We start from the raw sequence: 1308 nt of genomic DNA on the forward strand, positions 1-1308 counted from the left end.
CGCCCTCCCGCCCGGGCAGCTCCGGGCGGCGACGTCGGCAGCCCCAGCCATCCCGGGAGGCACACCATGCGCAAGGTCATGGACTGCAGGGACTACCCCAGCGAGTCGCACTGCACCCTGACGATCGCCGGTGAGGAGGAGGAAGTGCTGCGTGCCGCCACGGAGCACGCCGTCTCCGTCCACGGGCACACCGACACCCTGGAGTTCCGCGCCACGCTGCGCTCCATGCTCAAGGACGAGGTGCCGCAGCACGCCTGACCCGGCTCCGTCGGACCGTCCCGCACCCGGTCCACGCACCCGCCGGCGCCGCGGGCGGCCTCCCGCGGCGCCCCGTCGATGGCGGGGCGGGGCGGTGTGCCCGCGATCCCTACCCGGTTCCCCTGCCCGGTTCCCCTGCCCGGAGAACGGCTCGCGACGGCGGTGAAGTGGCCCGCGGCCCGCCCGGCCCCGTACCGTCCCCCTGGAACGTGGACAGGTAGCCCGGCGGGGCGCAGGGCCCGGGCCGGACTGACGGAGGGGGATCAGGGTGACACACGACGACGACAAGTGGATACGGCGCTTCCAGCCGGCGGCGGCCGACGCGGTGCAGCTGGTGTGCTTCCCGTACGCGGGCGGCTCGGCCAGCTACTACTTCCCGCTGGCCAAGGCGCTCGCCCCGGGGATCGAGGTGGCCGCGGTCCAGTATCCGGGCCGCCAGGAGCGGTACCGCGAACCATGTATCGACGACCTGGCCGCGCTGGCGGACGCGGTGTACCCGTCGGTGCGCGAACTGGCCGACCGCCCGCTGGCGTTCTTCGGCCACAGCATGGGCGCGGTGCTCGCGTTCGAGGTGGCGCTGCGGCTGGAGGAGCGGGCGGGGGTCAAGCTGGAGGTGCTCTTCACCTCCGGACGGCGCGCGCCCTCCCGGCACAAGGAATCCGACCATGTGCACCTGCGGGACGACGCGGGGGTCATCTCCGAGATGCGTGCCCTGGAGGGCACCGAGAGCGCGGTGCTCCAGGACCCCGAGCTGATGCAGCTGGTGCTGCCCGCGCTGCGCGCCGACTACCGTGCCATCGAGACCTACCGGGGTGCGCCCGACGCCTCGGTGACCTGCCCGATGGTGACCCTGACCGGGGACGCGGACCCGCGGGTGGAGGTGGACGAGGCACGCGCCTGGGAGCAGCACACCAGCGGCGGGTTCGACTTCCGGGTCCTCTCGGGTGGGCACTTCTTCCTCAATGACCACCTGCCCGCCCTCACCGAGATGATCAAGGACCGACTGGGGGCGTAGCGCGACGGGGCGCGGCGGCGGGAGCGTATGTAGGG

Annotated in this window: 2 protein-coding genes; both read left to right on the top strand. The window is 73.4% G+C overall.

Annotated features, from left to right (window positions below):
- The first annotated feature begins 66 nt into the window (after positions 1-66).
- Positions 67-258: a DUF1059 domain-containing protein gene (locus E4099_RS32110; RefSeq protein WP_135342602.1), complete on the top strand. Its 192-nt coding sequence runs from the start codon at positions 67-69 to the stop codon at positions 256-258.
- A gap of 268 nt (positions 259-526) precedes the next feature.
- The gene (locus E4099_RS32115; protein WP_245245358.1) at positions 527-1273 is read left to right on the top strand and encodes a thioesterase II family protein; all 747 of its coding nucleotides are present in this window, start codon (positions 527-529) and stop codon (positions 1271-1273) included.
- Positions 1274-1308: the final 35 nt, after the last annotated feature.

It is taken from the genome of Streptomyces palmae (assembly GCF_004684805.1).
GTDB classification, from domain to species: domain Bacteria; phylum Actinomycetota; class Actinomycetes; order Streptomycetales; family Streptomycetaceae; genus Streptomyces; species Streptomyces palmae.